Annotated in this window: 21 protein-coding genes and 1 tRNA gene; 12 read left to right on the forward strand and 10 right to left on the reverse strand. The window is 45.9% G+C overall.

Going from position 1 to position 23,331, the window contains the following annotated elements:
* The first annotated feature begins 436 nt into the window (after window positions 1–436).
* Entirely contained in the window at window positions 437–2,407 is a 1,971-nt protein-coding gene (locus tag GO493_RS28125; protein WP_157309578.1) for an SEL1-like repeat protein, read from the forward strand.
* A gap of 123 nt (window positions 2,408–2,530) precedes the next feature.
* Here the strand turns inward: GO493_RS28125 and GO493_RS28130 are convergent, their stop codons facing one another.
* Both GO493_RS28130 and GO493_RS28135 read right to left on the reverse strand, forming a co-directional pair.
* On the reverse strand, window positions 2,531–4,411 hold the full coding sequence (locus tag GO493_RS28130) for an amidohydrolase (RefSeq protein WP_157309579.1): 1,881 nt from the start codon (window positions 4,409–4,411) through the stop codon (window positions 2,531–2,533).
* Between the two features lie 293 nt (window positions 4,412–4,704).
* A tRNA-Leu gene (locus tag GO493_RS28135) sits at window positions 4,705–4,788 on the reverse strand.
* Between the two features lie 120 nt (window positions 4,789–4,908).
* Between GO493_RS28135 and GO493_RS28140 the strand changes: the two genes are divergently transcribed.
* The 3 genes from GO493_RS28140 (at window position 4,909) to GO493_RS28150 (ending at window position 8,387) form a co-directional block, all read left to right on the forward strand.
* Window positions 4,909–6,003 carry an NADH:flavin oxidoreductase gene (locus GO493_RS28140; RefSeq protein ID WP_157309580.1) on the forward strand — a complete coding sequence of 365 codons (1,095 nt, stop codon included), beginning with the start codon at window positions 4,909–4,911 and terminating at the stop codon, window positions 6,001–6,003.
* Between the two features lie 67 nt (window positions 6,004–6,070).
* On the forward strand, window positions 6,071–6,919 hold the full coding sequence (locus GO493_RS28145; RefSeq protein WP_157309581.1) for an AraC family transcriptional regulator: 849 nt from the start codon (window positions 6,071–6,073) through the stop codon (window positions 6,917–6,919).
* Window positions 6,920–7,190: 271 nt separating this feature from the next.
* Window positions 7,191–8,387 carry an NAD(P)-dependent oxidoreductase gene (locus GO493_RS28150; protein ID WP_157309582.1) on the forward strand — a complete coding sequence of 399 codons (1,197 nt, stop codon included), beginning with the start codon at window positions 7,191–7,193 and terminating at the stop codon, window positions 8,385–8,387.
* Here the strand turns inward: GO493_RS28150 and GO493_RS28155 are convergent.
* The 3 genes from GO493_RS28155 to GO493_RS28165 are packed head-to-tail and all read right to left on the reverse strand — an operon-like array spanning window position 8,375 to window position 11,394.
* Entirely contained in the window at window positions 8,375–9,100 is a 726-nt protein-coding gene (locus tag GO493_RS28155) for a tRNA1(Val) (adenine(37)-N6)-methyltransferase (RefSeq protein ID WP_157309583.1), read from the reverse strand. The two genes, GO493_RS28150 and GO493_RS28155, sit on opposite strands and share 13 nt — an antisense overlap.
* 6 nt (window positions 9,101–9,106) lie before the next feature.
* Window positions 9,107–10,111 (reverse strand): tRNA (adenosine(37)-N6)-threonylcarbamoyltransferase complex transferase subunit TsaD, encoded by a 1,005-nt coding sequence (gene tsaD / locus GO493_RS28160; protein ID WP_157309584.1) that lies wholly within the window; start codon window positions 10,109–10,111, stop codon window positions 9,107–9,109.
* Between the two features lie 29 nt (window positions 10,112–10,140).
* Window positions 10,141–11,394 carry an ABC transporter permease gene (locus GO493_RS28165; RefSeq protein WP_157309585.1) on the reverse strand — a complete coding sequence of 418 codons (1,254 nt, stop codon included), beginning with the start codon at window positions 11,392–11,394 and terminating at the stop codon, window positions 10,141–10,143.
* 284 nt (window positions 11,395–11,678) lie between these two features.
* Here GO493_RS28165 and GO493_RS28170 point away from each other — a divergent pair, with 284 nt between their 5' ends.
* Window positions 11,679–13,262, forward strand: a complete 1,584-nt coding sequence (locus GO493_RS28170; RefSeq protein ID WP_157309586.1) for a peptide chain release factor 3 — start codon at window positions 11,679–11,681, stop codon at window positions 13,260–13,262.
* A 177-nt stretch (window positions 13,263–13,439) separates the two neighbouring features.
* On the opposite strand, the gene GO493_RS28175 is transcribed toward GO493_RS28170, so the two are convergent.
* The 4 genes from GO493_RS28175 to porG form a co-directional block, all read right to left on the reverse strand.
* Entirely contained in the window at window positions 13,440–13,931 is a 492-nt protein-coding gene (locus tag GO493_RS28175; protein WP_157309587.1) for a DUF6265 family protein, read from the reverse strand.
* Complete coding sequence (locus GO493_RS28180; protein WP_157309588.1) at window positions 13,903–15,825, reverse strand: menaquinone biosynthesis decarboxylase; 1,923 nt, start codon at window positions 15,823–15,825, stop codon at window positions 13,903–13,905. The genes GO493_RS28175 and GO493_RS28180 overlap by 29 nt, the downstream gene beginning before the upstream one ends.
* A 115-nt stretch (window positions 15,826–15,940) precedes the next feature.
* A complete protein-coding gene (locus GO493_RS28185; protein WP_157309589.1) occupies window positions 15,941–16,288 on the reverse strand; it encodes a hypothetical protein in 348 nt (115 codons plus the stop codon).
* A gap of 383 nt (window positions 16,289–16,671) precedes the next feature.
* Entirely contained in the window at window positions 16,672–17,556 is an 885-nt protein-coding gene (porG, locus tag GO493_RS28190) for a type IX secretion system protein PorG (protein ID WP_157309590.1), read from the reverse strand.
* 359 nt (window positions 17,557–17,915) lie between these two features.
* Between porG and GO493_RS28195 the strand changes: the two genes are divergently transcribed.
* From GO493_RS28195 to GO493_RS28215, 5 genes are read left to right on the forward strand one after another with little or no spacing between them, the layout of a single operon-like run.
* Window positions 17,916–18,845, forward strand: coding sequence for a helix-turn-helix domain-containing protein (locus GO493_RS28195; protein ID WP_157309591.1), 930 nt, complete (start codon window positions 17,916–17,918; stop codon window positions 18,843–18,845).
* A gap of 57 nt (window positions 18,846–18,902) precedes the next feature.
* On the forward strand, window positions 18,903–20,015 hold the full coding sequence (locus GO493_RS28200; protein ID WP_157309592.1) for an AI-2E family transporter: 1,113 nt from the start codon (window positions 18,903–18,905) through the stop codon (window positions 20,013–20,015).
* Window positions 20,012–20,557: a GNAT family N-acetyltransferase gene (locus GO493_RS28205; protein WP_157309593.1), complete on the forward strand. Its 546-nt coding sequence runs from the start codon at window positions 20,012–20,014 to the stop codon at window positions 20,555–20,557. The genes GO493_RS28200 and GO493_RS28205 overlap by 4 nt, the downstream gene beginning before the upstream one ends.
* Before the next feature lie 37 nt (window positions 20,558–20,594).
* On the forward strand, window positions 20,595–21,086 hold the full coding sequence (locus tag GO493_RS28210; protein ID WP_157309594.1) for a GNAT family N-acetyltransferase: 492 nt from the start codon (window positions 20,595–20,597) through the stop codon (window positions 21,084–21,086).
* 30 nt (window positions 21,087–21,116) lie between these two features.
* The gene (locus GO493_RS28215; RefSeq protein WP_157309595.1) at window positions 21,117–21,530 is read left to right on the forward strand and encodes an EamA family transporter; all 414 of its coding nucleotides are present in this window, start codon (window positions 21,117–21,119) and stop codon (window positions 21,528–21,530) included.
* Between the two features lie 99 nt (window positions 21,531–21,629).
* On the opposite strand, the gene GO493_RS28220 is transcribed toward GO493_RS28215, so the two are convergent.
* Complete coding sequence (locus GO493_RS28220; protein WP_157309596.1) at window positions 21,630–22,289, reverse strand: helix-turn-helix transcriptional regulator; 660 nt, start codon at window positions 22,287–22,289, stop codon at window positions 21,630–21,632.
* A gap of 93 nt (window positions 22,290–22,382) precedes the next feature.
* Between GO493_RS28220 and GO493_RS28225 the strand changes: the two genes are divergently transcribed.
* Together GO493_RS28225 and GO493_RS28230 are read left to right on the forward strand one after the other, a co-directional pair.
* Window positions 22,383–22,949: an NADPH-dependent FMN reductase gene (locus GO493_RS28225; RefSeq protein WP_157309597.1), complete on the forward strand. Its 567-nt coding sequence runs from the start codon at window positions 22,383–22,385 to the stop codon at window positions 22,947–22,949.
* A gap of 39 nt (window positions 22,950–22,988) precedes the next feature.
* Window positions 22,989–23,318, forward strand: a complete 330-nt coding sequence (locus GO493_RS28230; RefSeq protein ID WP_157309598.1) for a HesB/IscA family protein — start codon at window positions 22,989–22,991, stop codon at window positions 23,316–23,318.
* Window positions 23,319–23,331: the final 13 nt, after the last annotated feature.

Raw genomic sequence — 23,331 nt, forward strand, 5'->3', positions numbered from 1 at the left:
AACTGTTCTAAGGCCTTTTTCTTGAGGCCGTCGTAATCAAATTGATCATTCTTGCTCATAAAAAGAAACTTGTGTTAAAGGTCAGGAAATTATTTTAACCTTTGACACAGTTCATTTTACAGTCTCTATATAGTAATTATTTTCAGTGCATATTTGATCTTTTGGAAAATTCCTACATTTATTTTTTCTTTTTTTTCATTTCGCCAAAATGTGAGCCACATCCTTAGTCTTACTTTAGGGCTATATCTTGCAGGTTCATTAGCTTTTATACTTGTAATGATATTGGCAAAACCTAAAAGCAGTAAGTTGACCGGTGTTGCCAATCGACGATGAAGAATGCCATCCAGGTATTAAACGAAGCCTTTCCCGCTCCAGGAACGGCGCCGCTTCTATTTCAGGCAGTTGATAGCCGCATTAAAAATATTACCTTTGCGGCATGTCACACAACGTATATTTAAGCAACATCAGCTTCCCATCAGGAATAGACAGGAATGATATAGTGATAGTGAAGTGTGAATATGAGATGCCACTATTATTACAACCTTTGCTAATAAGTGGAGGCTTTATTGAAAATGACATTTTATACTATGATACCAAATCCGGTATCGAAAACCTGAAAAGGTTTTACAACTTCCTGGATACTACAAAGTCTCTCATTAGCAATAGAAGCATCTTTACAGCATGCAAAAATAAACTATTCAAATATCTGGACGGCCTGCAATATGCCTACTTTAGCATGAATGCCCGGGATGTATTCAATATGGAAGATATACCGCATAACAAACAGGCGGCTATCTGGTTGGCAGATATTGCGTATAACAATGCGATGATCACCAGTGCCATGGAAAATAACGACGTTTCACTGTTGGCTTACACAAAGTTCAAACATGTAAGCATGGCTTTTCATTCATTTGCTGAACTATTAAACTATGTGGACTATTACTATGGATGGGGACATATCTATGAAGAACCGGCAAAAGAAGAAATTTACAATGAGAATGGATTATGGGGATTAAAAAGTGCTAAAGGAGAAATATTACTGCGTCCTCAATTTGATGAATTTTATGAATTCGGTGAGCAGGATATTGCGGTGGTAATGAAGGCTCAGAAATATGGCTATGTGCATAGATCAGGTGAGATTATAGTGCTTCCCGAATGGGATGATGCTTATGATTTTGATAGCGCTGATCTGGCGATAGTTCAGCGCAATGGCCTGCTGGGACTAGTCAATGTTTCGGGAGAAGTTGTTGTTGAACCAATATACGAAACCCTTAACAAGGTTAGGCACAGTGGCCATTATATTGCACAAAAGAATGGAAAATGGGGGGTATTGGCAAATAATGCAACAGTGATCATCAATTTTAAATATGAAAAAATAGAACTGTTGTACAATGATGTATTCATCCTACAGAAAGACAGCTTATACAGTCTTACTGAAAATGGTGAGCAGTTCGACTTAATAGTACGTAAAGCGCCTCATCAGGGCGTTGCCTGGGCTATAAAGGGGCAGGATGTATATCTTATAGATAAATATGGGATATCCAGAGCAAATAAAGGCCTGGTACAACAGGATGCCGAAAGTGAAAACTACAGTTTCTATTATGATGAGATAGTGCGAAACAGGCTCCTGGCATATGCCAGGACGCCTGATGAAGAAACAGTTACAGATGTCTACACACCGGTGGAAGAATTGTATAATATCGGCGTAGATGCTTACAACAGGGAGGATTACCCGTCAGCAATTTATCATTATTCACTTGCTGCTGAAAAAGGATATGGTTATGCAATGAACAACCTGGCGCATATTTATTATATGGTAGACGGGTATGTAGATGAGGATAACGCATTTTACTGGTATGAAAAAGGCGCTGCTGCCGGCAATACAAATGCGCTCTATGGATTAAGTCAGTGTTACCAGTATGGCATAGGGACCATTCCTGATGCAGACAAAGCCATTGACCTACTGCTACAGGCAGCAGCCGATGGTATGGCTGCGGCACATAATAACCTCGGATATCTGCTTTATGATACGGATCCTGAGCTGGCATTATACCACTATCATCAGGCGGAAGAACTTGGAGAACCGGATAACATTGGATTGGGAAACCTGTATGAAGAAAATGGTGATTTTGAAACCGCTCTCCGGTATTACCGCACAGATGAATCGGAAATGGGTGCCTTCCATCTGGGAAATCTTTACCTGAGGGGATCAGGTGTAGTAAAAGACGTAAAATCGGCAATAGGGTACTTTATAACAGCGACAGACCGTGGTTATGCTAGCGGACATATTGAACTGGCACGAATATATCTGTTTGAAGAGGGTTTTATCGATCATGATAAGGCAAAGGCACATATTGCGGCGGCAGAAAAAGCAGGTCTTGAAATCCCTGATGAATTATTAACGTAAACATTGAAAAGAAATGGAGCATGCCACTCCATAACTGGGGGCTTGTGCTCCATCAATTTTTGACGATCTATAGAAAACAGGTGTAAACTCTGCCATGTCACTGATAACACGGCCTTTCTTTTATCATACTATGCCTGCTTCTTGCAGCACTGTACTATACACTTTCAAACCTGCTACCCATGTTTCCACCACCTCGATATTCCGCATATTCATAAATGGGTTCTTCATTGTCAGTGGATCCTGTGCCAATACGACAAAGTCTGCAAAGTTCCCTGCCTTCAACGACCCAGTCCACTGCTCTGCATAACACTGCCATGCTGCATCGTAGGTAATAGCCCGCAATGCCTGTTCGTGCGTGATACATTCTGCTCCATTCAATACCCCTGCTTCGTCATCCGCCTCCATTTTCCTTGTGATAGACTGCTCCATCATTCTCAACGGTCCCAGTGGACTTACCGAATTATCACTATGCAGTGTGATCTGCATACCCAGTTTCAGCGCACTGTTACAGAGATCCAGCATATTTGATTTCTCCCCAAAGATCGCCTCCTGGAAAGCATACCCCCAGTAACCCACGTGGCCAATCAGGAAACTTGGAGAGACACCCAGATTTTTCATGTCTATCAGGTTTTGCTGTGTCGTTAAGGAGCAATGCTCTATCCTGTGTCGCACCCCTGCCGGAGGATCAGTAATAAATTCCTTAAATGCGTCAATCGCAAATTGAACTGCACGATCGCCATTCGCATGGATCATCACCGGCCAATTTTTAACCTTTACAATCTCTTGCATCAGCTGTCGGAAATCCTTTGGCGGGATCAATGGCTTTTCATCGTACTTGTCTGCGAAATTGTACACGCCATAGTTATGAGCAGGATTACATAAATAAGGGTCTGACTGATATCCTGTCAATCCCTGGTTAGAACCATCAGAGATCACTTTCACATGACTCTTGTAGATGTCCTTGTATACGGTTGGCGGAACAGGGAAATCTTTTATTTTATTCAGGTCATCCATTGAGTTACATACTTCGGCTGCACCGATACGAACAGTCCCCTTGTTCACTGCCAGATATGCTTCCAGTATTTCCTGCTGCCCCTTATTCATTCCCGCATCATGCATAAAGGTTACACCCCTGGAATTGGCAGTATCAAAGATCTGTTTTAAATAGATAAATGATTTCAGGAAAAAGTCAGCTTTCTGTAATGGTGGAATGGCTTTCAATGCAGGCGTCATCTCTGCGCTTTCCTGTAACTGTCCCTTTGTTTTCTCTTTGTAGTCGTTGAAGGAAGAGTAGGTGTTTAACAGGTCAATGTTGTCCGGGAAATTCCAGATCAGCCACAGTGCTTTTGTATTCACATACAAGGTATGCATAGATGCAGCGATAATGCACACCGGCGCATCTGTGGTAATGCTATCCAGCAGGTCGATGTCTATTGTTAACAGCTCTTTATTATTTTTTAATAAAGGCATCAGCGCCGGATCAAGACCTGCCCCCAGGAACCATAACGTAGGATCCAGGCTGGCTAAGTTTTTCGCCTCTTTAGCAATAGTTTTGCCCAGGGTGGCAATGTTGTAGTCGGGTCTCAGTATCTGGCCGTCAAATGCACTTAGATCTGCCCAGCCCATTAACATCGCTGTAGGAACGAGGTGAATGTGTGGTTCAATCAGACCGGGCAGTAAGGTCTGGCCTTCCTCCAGTTCCCTGCTGGTATACCCAGGGTACGTGTCGTCCATAAATGTGGCTACTTCCTCTTTGGTTCCTGTCTTTACGACAATGCCTTCTGCAAAACCAATAGCACCTACAGATTCAATGGCACCTTTGATCATAGGGCGGATAATGCCGCCGGTGACCATGAATGGTTGTGTTTGTTCTTCTGTTTTAAATGTCTTTTGTTTTGGGAGCTTAGCGAAATTTTCAGGAGTGAAGAGCTCATCTTTCAGGATTTTTAAAACGGGGTTGCTACACGCACAATGCGTGCATCCGTGGTGATGATGGTGTTTCATATGATTTGAATGATTACAGGGTTTGGTTATTCTACTGCGAAAAGCACATGGAGTATAACACGGAATTAGAATTATTGTTCGCTTGAAATTTGCGCTCCTTTCAATATTCGAGATCCTATAACTGACGATAGTTCTGATACAAAATGTTGGCTTATATAGCCCCCCCCCAAGTTTTCAACTTGATCCCTTTCCCGGAATCGAACTTTTCAGGATTGATTGATAGTGAGTTGGATAGAGTGGGATAATATATAAAAATGCAAAACCCGCTCTAAGAGCGGGTTTTGCATTTTAAGTGCCCAGAACAGGAATCGAACCTGCACTCCGTTGCCGAAACAAGATTTTGAGTCTAGCGCGTCTACCAGTTCCGCCATCTGGGCAAAGCAACCGTCCTTCAGTTGCGGGTTGCAAATGTATATAAATTTCTATAATCCCCAAGAAAATTTTTAAGCATTGGCATTTCGGAAATATCCGATACCTTTGCATCAAAGAATCATAAGATGAACAAATTATTCCAACCCTTCAGTCTGAAATCACTGAACATAAAGAACAGAATAGTGATGGCCCCTATGACCAGGTCCTTCTCCCCTAACGGAGTACCCGGCGATAACGTAGCGGCTTATTATCAACGCCGCGCACAAGGCGAAGTAGGCCTGATCCTCTCAGAAGGAACAGTCATCAACCGCCCGGCGTCTTCCAACGATCCCAACATCCCCCGCTTTCATGGCGACAGCTCCCTTAACGGATGGCAGAAAGTAATAAATAGCGTACATGCCGCCGGCGGCAGCATGGGTCCACAGATCTGGCACCAGGGAGTAATGGACAACCACCACTCCGGCTGGTTACCCCTCACTCCTTTCGAAGGACCATCAGGCATTAACCGCCCTGGCAACACTAACGGTCTCGCTATGTCTGACAAGAACATTGCAGATACCATCGCCGCATTCGGAGACGCCGCTGCAGATGCCAAACGCCTGGGATTTGACACCGTGGAAATACATGGCGCTCATACCTACCTGATAGACCAGTTCTTTAATGCAGATACCAACCTCCGTACTGACAAATATGGCGGCAAAACACTGGCAGAACGCACCCGCTTCGCCGTAGAAGTAATAAAAGAAGTACGCAGCCGCGTAGGAGAAGACTTCGCCATCATTATTCGCCTCTCTCAATGGAAAGGATATGATTACAGTTACAAAATGGCCAAAACGCCGGAAGAAATGGAATCCTGGCTCACTCCACTGGCAGACGCCGGCGTAGACATCTTCCATGCTTCTCAACGCCGCTTCTGGGAACCGGAATTTGAAGGCTCTGACCTCAACTTCGCAGGATGGGCTAAAAAACTGACAGGCAAAGCTTCCATCACCGTTGGCTCAGTAGGGCTTTCCGGCGAATTTATGGCCGCATTCAGAGGTGAAAGCTCCGATCCGGCATCCCTGGACGAACTGCTGCGCCGCTTTGACCGTGGCGACTTTGACCTGGTTGCAGTTGGCAGACCGCTGCTGGCAGACGCTGACTGGGTGAAAAAGATCAAAGAAGACCGCACCAGTGAACTGAAAGGCTTTGCTAAAGAAGCCCTCGCTGAATTATTATAATAGGCTCACCCATAGTTGATAACCGTTCCTGTTGTACAGGGACGGTTTTTCTTTTTACATTTGCACCATGGCAAATGTTTTAAAACAATTCTTTACTAAAAAAATAGGCTACCTCGACTTCGATCATACATCCTCGGAAGAAGCTATGAACGAAGAATATAACTCCCTCATCAAAATCATCTTTCTCGAAGCCGGCTCCGAAATAACAGTCGATTTTAACACCTACCAGCTCAAACAACCCGCCCTCTTCTTTGTCAACATAGGACAATGGTACAAACTCTCCGGCACAGGTACCCTGCTCTATTATAACCGCGACTTCTACTGCATCCAGATACACGACAAAGAAGTAGCCTGCGACGGCATTCTCTATAATAATGTCTACGACATCCCCGTAGTACACCTCGATGAAGAAGCCGCTGCCATCACCCGCCGTACGCTCTCCGAAATAAAAAAAGAAGCCACACAGGATGATTCCGGCATGGAAGAAATGCTCCGCATCCTCCTCAAACAGATCATTATAAGATCTACCCGCATCTGGAAAAAAGTACATGAACCGGGAGATAAAAACGAACCTCAGGACATGGAATTCATCCGCAAATTCAGCCAGCTGGTGGAAGCTCATTACACCCAGCATCATAACGTGGCCGACTATGCGGCAATGCTCAACATCACACCTAAAGCCCTGGGTAAACGCATCTCCAAACACAGCACTATCAGCCCTAACGATATTATCAAGAACCGCATCATCCTGGAAGCAAAACGCCTTCTTATTCATACAGACCTCACCGTAAAAGAAATAGGCTACAAACTGGGATACGACGATCCCGCCTACTTCGTACGCCTCTTCACCAATCAGACAGATACCTCTCCCCTCCTTTTCCGTAAACAATCTGCCACAGGAGAAAAAGTGCAATAGGTGTAACCAACCGTGCATTGATACCCGTTGCGTGCTGACGTATTTTTGTGTTATCAATTTAAACAAACACAATAATGAAAAAGCATACACGACTTACACTCACAATGGCTTGTCCGCAGGCCGCAACTACGTTACATCTATCCATGAAATAAACCTGAACACCATTTCCGATGGTACAACGGCGCTCCTGACCAGTTCAGGGGCGCTCCGTTTTTTACTGCAGCTCTCCGTTAAATAAAAACCGATATATTTGAATGATAAATAGCGGGATATGTTAAACCTCGGTCTTATAAGAGAAGAAAAACAACCACACGACAACAGGGTCGCTTTCACCCCACAACAATGCCAGTGGATCATGAAACATTACCCTGACGTTACCATCACCGTACAGCCATCCACCTGGAGATGCTTCACTGACGATGAATACCGGCAGGCAGGCATTCCTCTCTCTGAAGACCTCTCCCATTGCAATATCCTGCTGGGAATTAAAGAAGTGCCGACAGAAAAACTACTGCATGGCAAACGCTATCTCTTCTTCTCCCACACCCGAAAAAAACAACCACATAACCGCCGCATGCTACAGGCTATCCTGGAACAGGACATCACCCTCATAGATTATGAATGCCTGGTGCATCCGGACGGACAACGGATATTAGGCTTCGGCTTCTTTGCCGGCGTAGTAGGCGCCCATAACGGCCTGCTGGCATATGGCAAAAGGACCGGACAGTACTCACTTGTGCCTGTGCACCGCTGCCACGATTTTAAAGAGCTTATTAATCACTATTTCGGTGCTAAACTGCCACCTGTCAAGATCGTAATCACCGGCTCCGGACGAGTAGCAGCCGGTACCCTTGAAGTAATGGGCCTGCTGGGTATCAAGTATATACCACCGGAAGAATATCTCATTAATTCATACGCTTATCCTGTCTACACACAACTCAAAGCAGGAGAACTGTATCTGCGGAAAAGTGATAAGACCTACAGCCGTGAAGACTTTCACCTGCACCCGGACCAGTACGACTGCCGCTTCCTGCCCTTTGTAACTGCTACGGATATACTGATGAACGGCATCTACTGGGATGAACGCATCCCGCCGCTGTTCACCTGGAGTGACCTGGCTAAAGACAACTTCCGCATAAAAGTGATTGCCGACATCACCGACGATACCAATGGCTCCGTTCCCTGCAACCTGGGAGATTCCACCATAGAAGATCCCGTATACGGCGTAAACCGCTTCACACAACAAAAAACAACACCTTACGCCTCCGATACCATCGATATGATGTGCGTAAGCAACCTACCTAATGAGCTGCCCCGGGATGCGTCCCAATACTTCGGCGACCAGCTCATGAAATATGTATTCGATGAATTACTGAAAACAGAAAGCGAAACAGTGCATAACGCCACTATTGCCCATGGCGGGCAACTCACAGAAAGATTTAATTACCTGGAAGATTACGTGAGATAAAGATAATAAGGCTTCAATAACGCGGTAAATGCAGCTGTATACTGCTGATGGCCAGTATCCCGTATAGCAATGGTGTCGACAGCAGCCATACCGGCATTTCTCCGGAAAATACCAATAGTACGGAACCGGTCATGGTTTTCACTTTGCTTTACATGTAAGATCTTTTCCGGGAGATATCCCTCCGCCGCGGCCAGTTCCCTGAAACCATCAAACACACTGTAAGGCAGTAAAACGGAGAACGCGCCTTCAGGACGCAGCTGTGCAGCAATCACCTGTAACAACGCCCTGTAATCCAGCGTGGTAGTATGCATGGCCTGGTTACGCAGCTTATCGCTGCTCTTCAGGGCTGCTTCATAGAACGGCGGATTGGTGATAATAAAGTCATATGCCTCAGTAACAGGCAATTCACGTGCATCAGCTATCATAACAGATAAACGTTCGCTCCATGGAGAAGCCTCAAAATTAGCTGCCGCCTGCCCTGCAGCCGCTGTATCCAGCTCCACAGCATTGAATACTGTATCAGGCAGCTCCTGCGCCAGCATCAATGATAACAGGCCTGTGCCCGTACCAATATCCAGTACACGGCGCACATCACTCCCACGCAGGTACGCAGCTGTATAAGCTCCCTGCAGACAGGCATCTGTACACACTTTCATGGCACATGCCTCCTGGTGAACAGTAAATTGCTTAAAACGGAAATATTGATTCGGCATAACAGATCAAAAACCGGCCCTGGCCCCCGGCACTGCATCCAGGCCTGCAAACTCGCCCGCCTGGTATTTATACCACGCCGTAATGGCTATCATGGCAGCATTATCAGTACAATATTCAAACTTCGGAATGTAAGTATTCCATCCATGCTTCTTGCCATACTCCTGCAAAGCCTTACGCAAACCGGAATTAGCGCTTACCCCTCCGGCAATACCGATCTCCCTGATACCGGTCTCTTTAGATGCCTTCACCAGCTTATTCATCAGGATACTGACAATACGATGCTGCACAGAAGCACAGATATCTGCCATATTATTCTCTGTGAACTGCGGATCTTTCTCCCGCTGCTCCTGCAGGAAATACAGGATAGATGTCTTTAACCCGCTAAAACTGAAATTCAGCCCCGGTATCTGCGGCTCAGGGAACTTAAAACGGTTGGGATCTCCCTCTGCTGCATATTTATCTATCAGCGGACCACCCGGATATGGTAATCCCAGTAACTTGGCGCTTTTATCAAAAGCCTCTCCTGCTGCATCATCCAGCGTTTCACCTATCACTTTCATATCCAGCGGGCCATCACAGCGTACTATCTGTGTATGCCCACCCGATACTGTCAGACACAGGAATGGGAAAGAAGGCTTATGTTCTCCTATGAAATTAGCCAGCACATGCGCCTGCATATGATGTACCGCTATGAGAGGAATGTTCAGGGCCAGCGCCATGGATTTGGCAAAACAGCTACCTACCAGCAGAGAGCCGATCAGGCCGGGCGACTGTGTAAAGGCAATGGCGCTCAACTCATTTTTACGCACACCTGCCTTATGCAGGGCCAGGTCAACCACCGGCACTATATTCTCCTGGTGCGCACGGGAAGCCAGCTCCGGCACTACACCACCGTACTGCTCATGCACCGTTTGATTGGCAATATAATTGGATAAAATAACTCCGTCGGCCAGCACAGAAGCGCTGGTCTCATCACATGATGACTCTATGGCCAGTATTTTTACAGACATGCCGGCAAAGGTAGGAAATTATAGCCTTATCAGGTGCTCCTGATAGCCACCACCGGGTCCAGCCGGGAGGCAAAGAAGGCAGGGATAAAACCTGCAATAATGCCAACTGTAGTAGATATTGAAAGTCCGACAATAATATTCTTAAGTGTAAGCGCAAAGACGAAAGTGGTCAGACTGTTCATGATCACTGTAATGAGATATACCAGCAACAGGCCCAGTAAACCACCCAGCAGGCACAGTACGATAGATTCCAGCAGGAACTCCATCAGGATCACCTTCTTCCTGGCGCCAATGGCTTTTTTCAGTCCTATAATATTGGTACGCTCTTTCACCGTCACAAACATGATATTGGCAATACCAAAACCACCTACCACCAGGGCAAAGAACGCAATAAACGCTCCGCCCAGGTTCACCATCCCGAATACACTGGTCAGCTCTCCGCTGGCACTGGTGATCTCATTCAGTGAGAAATCGTCTTCTTCCCTGGGCCTCAGCCGGTGCAGGCTGCGCACGCTTCCTCTCAGCTCATCCTTCAGCTGTAACAGGGTTGTTCCCTCTGCCGCCTTTACGATGATGAAAGGATCTGCAAACCGTCGTTCATCCACCAGCGTACGTCCATACCTGTACGGCACAATGGCGCAGTTATCGTAGTTGATGCCATCCACAATACTGGAGCCTTTCTTCTTCAATGCTCCTATTATGCGGCAGGGACGGCCGCTTATCTTGATGGTCTTTCCTACAGCAGCCTCCGGACTGCTGAACAGTCCTTCCCATATATTAGCTCCCAGTACTACAACGTTGGTTCCTACTTCATTTTCCTTACCTGTGAAATAACGGCCGCTTACTATCTTCAGCTGCTGGATCTTTTCATAATCCTGGCTGACGGCAAATAACTCCGTTCCTTCCATATAATTATCTTCATACTCCACCCGCTTGCCGCCGGAAGAGAACGCGAAAGATGCCAGTCCTGCGCTATGTACCTTTTCCTGGATATAGGCTACTTCCTGGAATTTGGGTAAGGGCCGGTTAATGTATTTCCACCATGGGTAGTCCGGACCGCCCTCCCAGGGCCATTTCTGAATATAGATCACATCATTGCCGAGAGATTCCAGCTCTGTGCGGATGTTCTTTTCAAGACTATTGGTAGCGGTTAACACAGCAATAATGCAGAATATACCAATGGTAATACCCAGGAGGGACAGGAAAGTACGGAGTTTGTTGACCCGCAGCTCCAGTATAGCCATCTTCAGGCTATTCCAAAGAATTTTGATCGTTGCAATCATAGAGAAGAGTATGGTTTCCGGGCTAAAGAAACCCTGTCCGTAAATTAGTAATTAATAATGATAATTCATAAACTGACTAATGTAAGTCGGGTAACATGCCACAAAAATCGTTTTCGCTGTTGGCGAAAGCGATTTCTGCGGAAGCGTATTCTGGTCTGCGGCCAGCTGGGAAATTAACTACGCTCAACAAGGTAAAAATCAACATATTACTACTAAACCTTAATTTTCAACGCCTTTTCATAATTCATCCGTACCTTTGCACACATTTTTGGTCCAAACTAATTATGAAGTACGCAAACGAGATCAACAAAAGGAAGACATTTGCCATTATTGCCCACCCGGATGCCGGTAAAACAACCCTGACTGAAAAGTTCCTCCTCTTCGGTGGCGCTATTCAGACCGCAGGTGCAGTAAAGTCAAATAAAATAAAGAAACATACTACCTCCGACTTTATGGAGATTGAACGGCAACGTGGTATCTCCGTAGCTACTTCCGTAATGACCTTCGAATACAGGGACATGCTGGTAAACCTCCTGGATACTCCCGGTCACAAAGACTTTGCTGAAGATACTTACCGTACCTTAACTGCGGTAGACAGCGTGGTACTGGTGATAGACTGCGTAAAAGGTGTGGAAGAACAGACTGAAAAGCTCATGGAAGTATGCCGCATGCGCGATACCCCTGTGATCATCTTCGTCAACAAAATGGACCGCGACGGCAAAAACCCCTTCGATCTCCTGGACGAACTGGAAGAAAAACTCAACATCCGCGTACGCCCTCTCAGCTGGCCCATCAACATGGGAACCGACTTTAAAGGCGTATACAACCTTTATAACAAAAGCTTCGTTTCCTTCGCTCCCAACAAAAAGGCGACAGACGAAGACATCGTTCCGCTGGCAGACCTTTCCAGCCCTTATGTTGACGAACACTTCAGCGCTCAGGACGCAGCTCAGCTGCGTAACGACGTTGAACTGATTGAAGGCGTATACGATACTTTCGATAATACAGACTACCTGGAAGGTAAAATGGCCCCTGTCTTCTTTGGCAGCGCCGTAAACAACTTTGGTGTAAAAGACCTGCTGGATACCTTCGTGGAAATAGCGCCCGTTCCGCGTGATCGCCCCGCCAGCACCCGCGAGGTAAAAGTAATGGACGATAAGTTCAGCGGCTTCATCTTCAAGATCCACGCTAACCTGGACCCTCGGCACCGTGATCGCATTGCCTTCCTCCGTGTATGCTCCGGGCGTTTTGAAAGGAATAAATTCTATAAACACGTACGCCTGGATAAAGATGTAAGGTTCAGTAACCCTTATACCTTCCTGGCGCGCGAGAAAAACGTAGTAGATGATGCCTTCCCCGGCGATGTGGTAGGTCTCTTCGATACCGGCAACTTCAAAATAGGCGATACCCTTACCGAAGGAGAAAAATTCTACTTCACAGGTATCCCCAGCTTCTCTCCTGAACTGTTCAAGGAAGTGGTGAATAGAGACCCAATGAAAACCAAGCAACTGGAAAAAGGTCTTCGCCAGCTGACAGATGAAGGGGTAGCACAGCTCTTCACCCAGCATAACGGTAACCGTAAGATCATCGGTTGTGTGGGCGATCTCCAGTTTGAAGTGATACAGTACCGCCTCCTGCAGGAGTACGGCGCTTCCTGCCAGTTCAATACACTGCCTTTCTACAAAGCATGCTGGATCACGGGCGAGAAACAGAAGATAGAAGAATTCATCCGCTTCAAACAGGCTAATGTAGTAGAAGATAAAGACGGACACCTGGTATACCTGGCGCAATCAGAATGGTATCTCAACACTGAACGTACCAACAACCCGGATATAGAGTTCCACTTTACTTCAGAGATACATAAATGATAAAAAGCCGCTTCCTGCGACCAGGAGCGGCGTATCTTAGAATTGTACGACCAACTCAACTTGAAGTACAATTGCAGACTGTCCTTATTTGTAAAACAATAAAGCAAAGCTATTATAGCTTTGCTTTATTGTTTTATGTAATCCGGAAATTGATTTACGCAAAAAGGAAATAGCCCTTTATTCTTTTTCGTATTGCATGATAATTTCACTGAATGTCTTATCCTTCTTTCCCTCAAAATGCGCTTCCATACGGTCATTCCCCTTCCAGCGGTAAACTACTTTCTGGGGAAAGTCACACTCAAGGTTCTCTGCCACAAACCCAACAGGTTTTAATACACGTAATTTAAACCTTACCGGCTGACCGCTCTGCGGGTCTCTCACCGCATCCACAGAAAAGAAGATCCCTTCTGCAGTACGAAAAAGCTGCATTTCATCCATTTGCGTGCTGTCAGCGCCTGAGATCCGCCAGGTACGGCCTTTCCAGGTGTTCTCATCAAGACGCTTCCAATGCTCACGGTATATGCTCCGTTTGGTTTTCATCACCCAGCGGCCTTCCATTTTATCAAGTTGATTAAACTCTGAAGAAGACACCTGTGCACTAACAAAGCGGCATATCAGCAGGCAAACGCATAAAAGCAGGCTACTGCGGAACCACGGCTTCTTCGCCATACATCTGGTGTTTATATTTATGTGAAGGAGAGGCTATAAACGGCCCTATGTTCAGGGAAGCCCATTTCTCATCTACTTTACGGATAGTTTCATCGTCAGCCACAATGATATTAGGCCAGTCGCGCTCAAAGTTGTCCAGTAAACGGGTTTTCAGCGTGCCGTCCATACCTATGCCTGCTCCTGTCTTACCTGGTTGTCCCGGTAACGGCGGACGTACCACAAAGCTGTCACGGCGGGGATCCAGGTTATTACAGAAACGCCACAGGGCAGAAGGAAGATCGCTCACATCAACAGTATGCTCAACATACAGCACCATCTTTACACCAAGCATTTCCGGCAGGGTGTACAGCTGTTCATTCAGTTCTTTGATATGGAAAGGACGGGCTTTCTCCACGCTGATAAGCAGGCAGGGAATATCATCTTTCAGCAGGGAATCGTTAATGCCTTTTATCTCAGGGAAACGTTGTCGTATTTCCGTTGTATTCAGTTTGGGTGATGGTAATATCAGTCCGCCATTCTCCAGTTCTTCCTCATACTTATGGGTACCGTCAATGCACATTTTTCCTCCAAAGCCCATTTTGGAGCAGGAATGGTCCAGCACATCCATGGGGCCCTGGCTTAAATAAATATCTGTGGCAGGGTTCAGGTTCCTGAACATGTATTGCGCCAGTTTCTTATAGTCATGGATACCGCTGCCTTCATCTGTAACAGCCAGTATCTTGTTGAACATCATCTGTCCTGCGCCCCACATTGCATTCATTACTTTCTGCGCCTGTCCGGCATAATCTTTCTTTATCTGGGTTATCACCAGGTTATGGAACACACCCTCTACCGGCATTTCCATATCCATAATCTCAGGCACCAGGGTCATTTTGATAGGCGCCAGGAAGATCCTTTCAGTGGCCTTGCCTATCCATGCGTCTTCCTGGGGAGGAATACCTACTATGGTAGATGGATATACGGCGTCCTTGCGGTGTGTGATGGCGGTAACATGAAAACGTGGGTACCAGTCTGCCAGGGAATAATAACCTGTATGATCGCCGAACGGGCCTTCCCAGATCAGCTCTTCCTCCGGATCTACGTAGCCTTCAATCACAAAATCAGCATCCGCAGGTACTTCCAGTTCCGGCTGGCTGATACATTTTACCAGCTCCACCTTCTGCTTGCGCAGGAAACCAGCCAGCATATATTCATCCACATTTTCCGGCAGCGGAGCGGTGGCTGAATAGGTATATACCGGGTCGCCTCCCAGCACTACAGCCACAGGCATGCGTTTCTTCAGCTTTTTATATTCCTGGAAATGTTTGGCAGATACCTTATGCTTATGCCAGTGCATTCCGGTCATTCCTTTTTCAAACACCTGCATACGGTACATGCCTACATTGCGGGTACCGGTATTCGGATCTTTGGTATGGATAACAGGGAGGGTGATAAAAGGCCCTCCGTCTTTAGGCCAGCATTGCAGTACAGGGAGTCTGGACAGATCAGGATCTGCCATCACTACTTCCTGGCAGGCACCTTTACCACCAACAACCTTGGGCATCCAGGAGGCAAACTGTCCCAGTTTGGGCAGCATAGCCAGTTTATCCAGTATTCCTTCCTTCGGTTTAGATAACATTTTAAAGAGGTCTTCTATCTCACGGGAAATATCGTCCAGCTCCTGCACGCCCAGCGCCAGGCACATACGCCTGTAACTACCCATGGAGTTGATCAGCACAGGAAAATCAGTGCCCGTGTTCTCAAAAAGGAGGGCTTTGCCCCCGTTGGGCGATTTGCTCACCCTGTCGGTAATCTCCGCTATTTCCAGTTTAGGGTCTACATAGGTCTTGATCCTTACCAGTTCTCCAGCCTTTTCCAGTGTATCTATAAAATGTTTCAGGTGCTTATATGCCATATTTCAATTGCTATAAATGCGAATGACGAATTACGATCCGTGCAAAGATACACACAATCATAATTCGTCATTCTTTATTTGGATGCTGACTTTGGTCAGCCGCTATGTTATTGTTTTACAGTCCGATCACGATAGGGCCGGTAGCGATCACTACTCTGGGAGAGCGTTGATATACAACTCTTGGAGGAGGAGGCGGAGCAGGTACATATACAGGAGCAGGCTGCGCATATACCACAGGTGCTGGTTCTGCATATATTACAGGAGCCGGTTGTGCATATACTACGGGAACAGCCGGACGGCAATTGTAATACGCTCCTCTGTAATGCCTGTTGCAATCATCCCAGTTTCCGCCTCTGTGAACGCGGTAGTGTTTATCATGACCATAACCATTTCCTCTGTGCTGTGCCTGTGCGCCAACAATACCACCCCCTATCAGCAGTAATAATAATACTATCTGTTTCATGCTGTTCGATTTAGTTTTTTGGAAAAAAAATGTAAAAGTAGATTGGAATAGTTATCCGTTTAGACTAGTAATTTTAAAGAATATGGTACAGTAGATTAAACGGTGCTTTGCTACTGTCTGGTATGCCGTAGCATAAAATTATTTGTTATTTGATGGCATATGCTGTGGTTTGTGTATTCGGTTAAAACAGGAGAAAAAGCGTGTCAACATCAACCAATGCCAACCTTTGTTCTTACTCTCTCCGCGATTTCTGAAACTCCCGGTCTTGTCCGGTATGTTGACTTCTTCGCTTCTTTCCGTCCTGTCTGCCCTACAAAATTCAAGAAGTGTGCCAAAAAAAATTCCGCGTTGCTGTAACGCGGAATTCCTTATCTGTATTACGTTTAGAAACGCGGGCAACTGGAAGCCTTCTGTCTTCCCCATACATTTCTGCCTCCGCCGCCAAAACGATAGCTGAGTGTGAAACCGGTAAATGCGTACCAGTCCTTGTATTTGGCAGAGCCACGTATAGTACCGTCAGCAGGATATGTACCCGGTACAGCATGAGCAGGGTTCACTTCATCTCCACGATAGGCAACCTCTACCGCCGTCGGGCCTTTAGACCGGAGCAGCGTGGCCTGGTCTACATAGGTCAGGCTTACATCGTCCAGGTAATCTGTAAATGTTTTACGCAGGCCTATTTCAAACCCTGCTATCCAGTTATCTGTGATCAGTATTTTTATACCGGCGCCAAAGGGTATGGAGAATTGCCGCAGATTATACTGCTTCCTGGTGGGATATTCGGCCATCCCCTGCCCTTCCGTGCTTAACGGACGAAGATTCACGGTATTGCCCCGGGCATCTTTTGTAGTAGGATAAAAACTGAATAATGCCACCCCACCAAATACATAAGGAGTGAAATGCTTCACGTCCAGGTCCAGGAAATTGATCTCCGCAGCCAGCTGAGCTTCAAAAACGGGAGAACGGAAACTCAGGTTACGGGCCAAGAGCAAGGTATCCCGGTTAGTACTGTCCGCACCTGCAATCCTGCCGTAGGTCAGGCCGGCGCGTAAAGTAAGGTAACGGTTGATGTCGCGTTTCACAAATGCGCCAATAGAATAACGCGTATATTTCAGGTCTACCCGTTGCTGTACCAGGTCACCACTGTAATTACTGATACCCAGGAAGCCCCCGGCCTGCCATGACTGGCTGAAACCTTTGAAGGGTAAACAAATAAGTAAAAAAACGCATACTCTTTTCAGTGTAGCATAAAATAATTGGTTTCTCAATGCAACTCTATTTGTTAAATGCATAAGGGGATTTATTTTCCGTAAAATCTGGACTACTTCATTGAGGCATAAAGGGATAGCAGGACGATATTACTACTAACGTTGGGATCAGTCAAAAATTGTTAAAATCTGTTAAAATCCCTGGTAACGGCGGCGAAAATAATATTTTTTTATCATAGTAGTCTGGCCAGACCCGCACATTGCGAAAATACTGATAATTCCCGCCGCACTATAATTACATTAATATTATTTGTTAAATCGTTTTTTTAATATGAGAGCAAAATCTTACATTCGATTATCACGTTTTGATTAATTACAAATTATAAGAAACCCTTAACCCACAATAATTCTAAACAGCAATGAACTACAATCCTACGGCCCATGACCAGATGGAGCTGCTGGCCCTGAAAGCACTCTGTTATGCGGATGACCACGTCGGAGAATCTTTTGAAATGAAACACGTGTCGGAATGGCTGGGAATTTCCTACTCTTATTTTTACCATAGCTTCACTGCTGTAATGGGTGAGCCCTACTGGCAATATGTAAAACGTCACCGCCTGGAACTTTCTGCCGGACTACTGCGTCACAGCGGTTATAATATCAGCGAAATAGGAGAATTGTCCGGCTATGCCACCGTAGCTGCATATACGAAAGCATTTACCCAGCACTTTAATAAAAGCCCGAGGGGTTTCCGTAAAATAGATACCCTGCCTAATGAGAAACGTACCCTGGAAATGGTGGATGTCATTGTGCAGGCCTTCGATAAAAAAGGCGGGTTGATCACCCCTTATTTCAGCTTTGAGCGTGTTGAACCTGATACGCTGCCGGATTCTATATTGTTCTATAATCTTATTTCCCGCGGACAGGACCCCATAGGTCAGATGATCCTTAAAATGAGCCGGGAAGAAGAACGTCTCCGGAATATCCTGTCAAACTATAATCTTCCCAACGCAAAGATCATTACCAGTACGCTGGATTCCATACCGGTTACCAATTATGAGAAGATCAGCGTGTATGCTGGTATCCTTATACCCTCCAGAGAGGTGAGCACACAGCTGATGAATGCCTTCATGGCAGAGAACCTTATGTCAAAACATGTACCTGGCGGTCATTACCTCCGGTTGCCATTACCCATGGATTTTGCTACGGCAGGTATTCCCATGTATGAATTCATTAATCGTAATGTCAGGGAAGGTATCTTTAAAATGAGCGGTAATCACTTCTTCATTTCACTGGTAGCACCCAATGTTTGCGTTATCTATATACCACATATGAAACAGCTGATTTAAACCGTAAACTTTTGCCCCTATATTTAAATCTATATATTTGAGGGAAATACGCTGTCCATGAACGAAGTGAAGCTGCCATTCAATGCCCGGCTGGCATTTACCCTCATTTCCCTTTTATTAATAATATACATTGCCCGCCTGGGGCACGATCTGCTTGTACCGCTGGCCTTTGCACTCCTGGTAAGCATCATGCTGCTTCCCATGGCTACCGTGCTGGAAAAATGGCGTTTCTCCCGCGGATTGGCAGCCTTCACGGTTATCCTGCTTTTTGTAGTACTCCTGGTAGGCGTATTCATCCTCCTGGCAGCACAGATGGGGGCATTTGTTACTGACTTCCCCCAGCTGCAGCAACAACTGCTCCACTCCCTGAACGAACTACAGACATGGATAAACGTAAAGTTCCATATCAATGCAACCACGCAGATGAACTACCTGGAACAGTTTGCCATGGGAACACTCGGCTCTGCCGCTACATTCCTGAGCAGCACATTGTTATCACTTTCCTCTCTCCTTATATTTATCGTTTTTGTACTGCTTTATACCTTCTTCTTTCTGCTTTACCGTTCCCTGCTGGTTACCTTCCTTGTACGGCTTTTTAAGGAAAAACACAGGGATAAACTGCAGGACGTGATCTTACAGACGCAGTTCATTATCAAGGGCTATGTATCCGGATTAATGATAGAAATGATAGTAGTTGCCTTCGTCAACTGTGCTATGTTCTGGATACTGGGTATCAAATATGCTACTCTGCTGGGTATCATGGCAGCTCTTTTTAACCTGATACCATACCTTGGCATTTACATGGCCACTATCCTCTGTACTATCATTACACTTACCAACAGCAGCCTTGCCACTTCCCTGCAGGTAGCTATAGGCCTGCTTATAGTTCACTTCCTTGACAGCAATATTCTCCTTCCCAGGATAGTAGGTTCCAAAGTAAAGATCAATGCACTGGTTACCATCCTTGGGGTGGTAACCGGCAATCTTATATGGGGCGTGCCTGGTATGTTCCTGGCTATCCCCCTCATTGCAATTCTGAAGATCATCTTTGAACATATTGAGTATATGCAGCCCTGGGCCTTACTGCTGGGCGACGTAACCATACCCAAAAAGAAAAAGGAGAAGATCATCAGTAAAGAACCGGAGCAGCCGGCCAATAACCAGATATGACCGAGGTACCCATTTTATCAACCGGCAATATTACTCTCAGACCTATAGATGAAAGGGATATTGCCCCGCTTTTCACCCTGTTCTCCAACGAAGCCGTCATGCGTTTCATGGATATTGAACGGTTTGTGAACGTATCAGAAGCCCTGCAACTGATCAACTTTTTCCGGGAAAAACTGGCAAAGGGAGAAGGAATGCGCTGGGCAATTACCCTCACTGATCATAATGAGCTGATAGGTACCTGTGGCTTTCATCATATAAATAATGTTCACCAGAAACTGGAGATCGGTTATGACCTCCTGCCGGCTTACTGGGGAAAAGGCATCATGGTAAGCAGTATCCACAGGTTGCTCAGTTATGCTTTTAAAGAACGGAAGGTGAACCGGGTGGAGGCAATCGTAGATCCTGAAAATGTTTACTCCTATAAATTACTGGGAAAACTGGGCTTCGTAAAGGAAGGTCTATTACGACAGGCGTTCTGCCGGAAGGGACGTTTTGTGGATGCTTATATTTACAGCATACTGAGAGAAGATTTCACCATATAAAATCAAACTATATTTGTATCAACCAAGGAATTATTCAATGATTTTCAGAAACGCAACATTAGAAGACCTGCCGGAAATCGTAGCTATTTATAATACCACTATTGCCGGAAGAATGGTAACCGCTGATACAGAACCTGTTACAGTGGAAAGCCGCATTCCCTGGTTTAATGTACACAACCCGGAGAAACGACCTCTGTGGATGGTGGAAGACGAAGGAAAGACCATAGGCTGGGTAAGCTTCCAGTCATTTTACGGCCGGCCTGCATATGACGGTACAGCCGAGATCAGTATTTACCTGCGGGAAGATGCCCGGGGAAAAGGCTATGGAAAGACGATCCTGCGTTACGCCATGGAACAATGCCCTGTTATTAAAATAAATACTTTACTGGGATTCATTTTTTCTCACAACCTGCCCAGCATTAAACTGTTTGAACAAATGGGGTTCAAAGAATGGGCTCATTTACCGGACATTGCTGTACTGGATGGAGTGGAAAGAAGTCTAAGCATATTAGGTAAAAGGGTCGGTTAACCGGCCCTTTTACTTTTAAATCAATAAGTTATGTGGTGGATTTATGCCTTATTATCAGCTTTATTTGCCTCTCTGACCGCTATTTTCGCCAAGATAGGCGTATCTAATGTCAATTCTGACCTGGCCACAGCCATCCGTACCGTCATCATCCTGGTGGTGGCCTGGGGGATAGTCTTATTTAAAGGAGAGAATAAGGGATTGCAGCATATTTCCAGGTACAGCCTGATATTCCTGATATTGTCCGGCCTGGCAACAGGCTTATCCTGGATCTTTTATTTCAAGGCACTGCAGGTTGGACAGGTATCCAAAGTAGCGCCGGTAGACAAGCTGAGCGTAGCGCTTACTATTGTATTATCTGTGATCTTCCTTCATGAGGCGCTTACCCTTAAGACGGCAATCGGAGCATTACTGATCATTACCGGCACTTTTGTGCTTATAGCATGATAGTGTATGGATACTCCTGCTTAAAGCCTACTATAAAGTATGGATAGTGTATGGACTGCGGTATCATTTTAGCGCCACAGTACTTTCCAAAAGAAAGTGCTAAACCTGTACCCCTTCTTTGGCAAAGGTGATCCTGTATACACATCTTCTGTCGCCCGCTATAATATGATCAGACCGGCTTATATTCACCCCGTCTCCCATAATATTCTTAAAGGTCCTGAGCTCTGATGTACAGATATTGGCGCATTTGGTAGCTGCGCAGCAGATGGGGCAATGGTTCTCAATGAATACAAACCCGTCTTCTTCGGCTTTCCATTCTGCCAGGTATCCTTCGCTTGTGCGGATAATAGCAAACTGGTTGAGCCTGTCAGCCAGGTCAGTAATGCCTTCCAGGGCTACCATATATTTATTCTGCTGCTGCAGTTCGCGGGCAGCCACAACGGCTTCCAAAGCCTCTTCCCCCAGTTCCTCCCGGATGGTTTCCAGCAGTTGCAGGGTAAGTTCGGCATGATTATCGGGAAAATGGGCATGGCCCAATGGTGTAAGATTCCATAATTGTACCGGCCGGCCTACCCCTTTTGAGGTGGTTGCCGACACCACAAGCCCTTCTTCTGCCAGCTTCAGCAGCTGCAGGCGGGCGCCCTCTCCTGTTATTTGCAATGCGGCAGCCAGCGTAGCGGCCGTTTGTGGCCCCTTCGTTTTCAGTAACTGCAGGAACCTGTCTGCAGTCGCTTTCGTGATGGGTCTATAATTTTCCAAGTATTTACTTGTTTTATTCTCAAATGTCGTAATTTTGTAGGAGTTAAAAAAATTTGTTCAGACAAACAATCGATCAAAAATAGAAGGATACTAATGAACGTATTGATCTTCAATGGCACAATGGACAGTAGCCCCTATACCACAGCCAACAGGCTGACAGGCTATTTTGAAGAACAGTTCCGTCAGAAAGGATTTTCTACAGAAGTGTTTAGTCCCGTTGGCGGTCACATTCCGTTCTTTGAATACCCGAAAGGAGAAATCCCCGAACCCGTTAAAAAAATGTGCGACGCTTTTTGCAAAGCAGATGTGCATGTATGGCTTACCCCTCTCTATCATGGCAGCATGACCGGAGTAATGAAAAATACGCTGGACTGGCTGGAAATGACCAGCAAGCTCAGTAATCCTTATTTAACGGGAAAGGTTGTAGCTTTGGTGTGCTGGGGAGACGGTTCACAGGCTATGCAGGGCATCAACGCAATGGATTCAGTGGCTAAAGCGCTCAGGGCATGGGTACTCCCATTTTCAGTGCCTATTATGAAAGAGCACCTGTATGACCAGGAAACAAAAGAGTTCTCCACTCACTACAGGAATAAATTTGACAGGCTGGTATCTCTCCTCGGCGACTCCAGGATAGGTCATAAGCAGGTTGTCAATATGTAATGTAATTATTAAGGTGAAACTGCATAAAAGGAAGCAATTATGATAACTGTATCAGAAAAAGCAGGCGAATATATCAAGGAGTTAATGATCAGGGAGAATCATGCACCCGGCACCTTTGTACGCGTTGGCGTAAAAGGCGGCGGTTGCTCCGGACTGGAATATGTACTGAAATTCGAAGCGGACAACCGCGGCGAAGGAGATCAGGTGTTTGAAGATAAAGGTGTTACAATAGTGGTGCAGATGAAAAGCCTGCTGTACCTGTATGGCACTGAACTGGACTATTCAGATGGTCTGAACGGGAAAGGGCTTTTCTTTAACAATCCTAACGCTACCCGCACCTGTAGCTGTGGAGAAAGCTTCGCAGTATAATTATACTCCGGGC

The organism is Chitinophaga tropicalis (assembly GCF_009758205.1).
GTDB classification, from domain to species: domain Bacteria; phylum Bacteroidota; class Bacteroidia; order Chitinophagales; family Chitinophagaceae; genus Chitinophaga; species Chitinophaga tropicalis.